Here is a 3,784-nt window from a genome sequence, read left to right as displayed (position 1 = left end):
TTACAAACACTGTGAAAAAACTGTTGATGATTCCCCAGCGTGCCTTTCTTATGAATACCACACGCCTCCATCTCTACGGGCTTCACTAACGCTTTGGTATCCGATGTATCTTCTGTGACCTGCTCCTCTTTTTCGGGTGCTTTCTCAGATATACTATAGTTTGGACAATTTTGGTCGGGTTCATGCTCGGTTTTCAAGAGATCTTTGATTTTTCTGAAAGTTTCTGAAACAAACCCAACTTGCAGGAAAATAAACCCCGATGCACCCAACGGCAGCCCCAGCGGGGCGATATGTGTATAGAAACGCCAACCCCCCAAGACCTAAGCCCCAGCGGGGCGATATGTGTGTTCTTAAAAAAATTGTCCAAAGTTTAGTCAGATATACTAAAGTTTGGACAATATTATGATTAGGACTTACGCATTCCGTCTTAAAGTCCCCCTGATAAGGGGGATTTAGGGGGTTAAAAAGATGATAAATGCTGCTTTTTTGTGTCCAAATGTCCGATATTTGATCCATTTGCGTAAGTCCTGTTGAGATAAACAATATGCTAAAAATAGGGTTTCTGTGTGTAAGGATTAATTTCATAATTATATCCTTGAATCCTTTCTAATTCAGTCTCTGAGATGGTATCAAGATTAACAGTAATCGTTTCAGCGTTTTGAATGTCGCCATACGCGAAACTGTAGGTATTTCTGTAATAACCTTTATCTTCGTTATATCCAGAAACAAATTCATAGCGATATCCATCCCTCGTTCTAAATTCGCGCCCATCATGTAGATAAAAGACATTCCAATCGGGTTCCAAGTATCCCATGTCGATATGAAAGACATTGACCCACATTGCGTTTTCTTTTTCCTCTGAAAGTATCATTTCAAAAACTTCCGGGAAGTTCCAGATTTGCTGATACAGCCAATCGGCGCGATACCCACCCAGGGACGGAATACCAAAATTTTCCTCATCATAAGGCGAGTCTGCCATCAATTGCCTCTCTGTCTCGATGAACTCAACCCACATATCTTGAAGAGGGCGCCCAGGATTATAGTCCTGAATAATATACCGCGTGATTTCCTCCAAACGCTGTTCGTATTTGGCCAATTCTGCTGGTTCTGCATAAGCCTCCATGTAGTACCAATCTTGCCATTTAGGTGGCATTTGGACATGTTCAGGGATCGGATTCGGTATCAAAGGATTAAACGAAACAAAAGTGCGCGAATGCTTCTCAGTATCTATCGCAAAGATATCTGCTGGTAGGAGTGGCAATGGTGTCTTATGCGGTTCAGAATGCCACTCGTCGCCGTGCCAGTGTCCCGTCTCGTAGGTTTCCCCCGGCGGTGGCGGCTTCGGTGCTACAGGTTGCTTGGAAACTTCAACAGGTTTATAGACTTTCACAGGTTCTTGATTCGCGACCTTGCGTCCGTAGAACAGACCACACCCCATCGCTATCACGAATACACAAAGAATCGGGATCCAGATTTTCTTTCTTAACATCGTTCTATCTCCTTTGGGCGTTGAGCAGAACACCTTTCGGTAGGCGTAAAACAACAGAACTGCCCAAGTGGTCAAGCGTCACCTGCTTGCCTTGCCAGTGCTGCCCTGGCCGCTTCAAAAGCCTCAAGCTTGCTCCGATAATCGCTGAGGTAACTCGTGCATGGGTTGGCATGAATATCAAGAACTCCGATAGATAGCAATAGCAGCACAAGACACAGAAAACTGAAAGTCGTTTTGAGTCTCATATTTCCAAACGCCTTTGAAGTGTGTCTTCTGAATTACTGAATATACGGAAAAGGGGGCCGTTTTTCCTCGTGCTCTTGCATCTTTCTCTCTACCTCGGCAATTTTCTTAGCCGCCTCGGTAATGTTGCGTCCCAGTTCTCTCTTATAATTCTCGTCATTCTCGAATCGGATCGCCTCCTCTTCTGTCGGAAGCAGGTCATCAAATGCATGATTCACTTGCGAATATTCGTCAGTGAGTTCACTGTGTTTATCCCCCCATTCCTGCCACTTTTCAACCGCTTCGTAATACTCCTGCGTGCGTTCGGAGAACAACTCCACTTTACCATCCTGCGCGGCTTGCTCTATGATCTGTGCGTCTATTGGCGGTGCGACGACAGGTGCACTCTGCACTTCGGTGCGTTCTGCGGGCGGTGTCGGTAGTTCTGCTTCCACTTCGGAAACTGCCGCAGGCGTGTGTGCCTCATGCGGTTCAGAATGCCACTCGTCGCCGTGCCAGTGTCCCGTCTCGTAGCTCTCGCCCGGTGGCGGCGGTTTCGGTGCTACAGGGTGTTGAAAGTCAACAGGTTTATAAACCTTTACGGGTTCTTGATCGGCGACTTTGCGGCCATAGAACAGACCACACCCCATCGCTATCACGAATATACAAACAATCGGTATCCAAAATCGTTTTCTTAACATTGTTCTATCTCCTTTGGGGATTGAGAAACAGACCCGTTTCGAGTTTCAAGGTAATCGTCTCGTCTGCTTTTTCAAGCCTGACCTGTTCGGCTTGAATCTCGGTGAGCATAAAGCCGTGGATGGAATCCGTCACAACGAGTGTGCGGTAGTCTCCCGTCCGGGTGTCTTGAATCCAAGCCCTCAAGGCGAGCGGATTGGACGCAGAGACAAACGTTCCGAGAAGTTTCAAGTTCGCCCCAGGGACAGGTTTTGGGTTCAACACCGTTCCCAATGGGGCAAAGAGGTTATTCCGAATGATGGTTTGGTAGAAGTCCGAGTCGATGGATGCCGAGAACAGAGTGCCTCGCGTCTCCGTGACCTCTCTCTGCTGGGGTGTCGGAGATGTCAGGGGTGGTATCTCCTGCGGTTGTGAGGCTGCTTGTAGGTGATAGATACCAAACAACACCCGACACACACCAGGAGGCAGAAAAAATATAAAAACGTCTCTGAAGACATACGTTGAGTCCTTCTGTGGTATCAACCGATAGAAATGACAGCTCATTGAGTCATTAATGTCAAGACGCAGCGTGCAACCGTTGAATTCTAAAAACAAGATCGCACAATGTAGACCTGTCCGCTTGTTACCGTCCAGGAATATATGTCCGGTAACGATATGGTGGGCATATACAGCGGCTTTCTGGAATAAAGTTGGATAGAGTTCTGTATCACCAAATTTCCCCTTAACCGCTTCAACCAAGTAGTGTAACCGACTTTCATCCAGCAAGTGGTAGGTCCCAACATGCCCTTCGGCAACTTCCAGGATCTCCGCAGTTGTCAAATATCTCATAGGTTACCGAGGGTTTTCCACGCGCGATCATAGTTTTGTAATGTTTCGTCTAAGGCAGTGGCAACATTTATTCCGAGGCTACTGGCAATTCTCATGTCCGCTTTCGCTTTTTCTGTTTCGCCGAGATGTAGCCAAGCTTTGCTGCGGCGGTAATAGGCATCGGCATAGTCGGGGTTGAGTTCTATTGCTCTGGTATAGTCTTCAATCGCAAGTTTAAGCTCACCGTTTTTGGCATGGTCTAAGCCGCGATTGTAATATGTCTCGGCACATTCTTGATTGCATTCTTTTGTCATTTTCTGTTCCATAATCCGTTCTTTTCGACGGGTTACGCCTTGGCTAATGCCTCTTCGAACTTTCCTGTTGCGTCCATTCATAGGCATCCGTTTTGGATTCTTGATCTGCGGAATCCGCGTCAATCTGCAATTCAGATAATTTATTTTTTCTTGAGGATAATAATAACATGCAAGATGGATAGGTTTCAACCGAATTTTACGACTTGTGCTAATTAACATGTCGTTTCTTCTGTTTTCACAGGTGTTTAGTTTT

At 46.2% G+C, this 3,784-nt stretch carries 5 protein-coding genes; all 5 read right to left on the bottom strand.

Annotation, left to right across the window (positions count from 1 at the left end; all coding sequences use genetic code 11):
• A partial coding sequence (locus F4X88_00835; GenBank protein MYA54815.1) for a hypothetical protein occupies positions 1-197 on the bottom strand: 197 nt, incomplete at its 3' end.
• Between the two features lie 350 nt (positions 198-547).
• Positions 548-1,489 carry a hypothetical protein gene (locus F4X88_00830; GenBank protein MYA54814.1) on the bottom strand — a complete coding sequence of 314 codons (942 nt, stop codon included), beginning with the start codon at positions 1,487-1,489 and terminating at the stop codon, positions 548-550.
• A gap of 278 nt (positions 1,490-1,767) precedes the next feature.
• Positions 1,768-2,412 (bottom strand): hypothetical protein, encoded by a 645-nt coding sequence (locus F4X88_00825; protein ID MYA54813.1) that lies wholly within the window; start codon positions 2,410-2,412, stop codon positions 1,768-1,770.
• 4 nt (positions 2,413-2,416) lie between these two features.
• Positions 2,417-3,238, bottom strand: coding sequence for a type II toxin-antitoxin system death-on-curing family toxin (locus F4X88_00820; protein MYA54812.1), 822 nt, complete (start codon positions 3,236-3,238; stop codon positions 2,417-2,419).
• Positions 3,235-3,784: tetratricopeptide repeat protein (locus tag F4X88_00815; protein MYA54811.1), on the bottom strand; the 550-nt coding region annotated here is incomplete at its 5' end. The genes F4X88_00820 and F4X88_00815, both read right to left, overlap by 4 nt.

This window comes from Candidatus Poribacteria bacterium, from assembly GCA_009839745.1.
In the GTDB taxonomy this organism is placed as follows: Bacteria; Poribacteria; WGA-4E; order WGA-4E; family WGA-3G; genus WGA-3G.
Note: the sequence above shows the minus strand (reverse complement) of the source record. Positions and strands in the feature narration are given on the sequence as shown.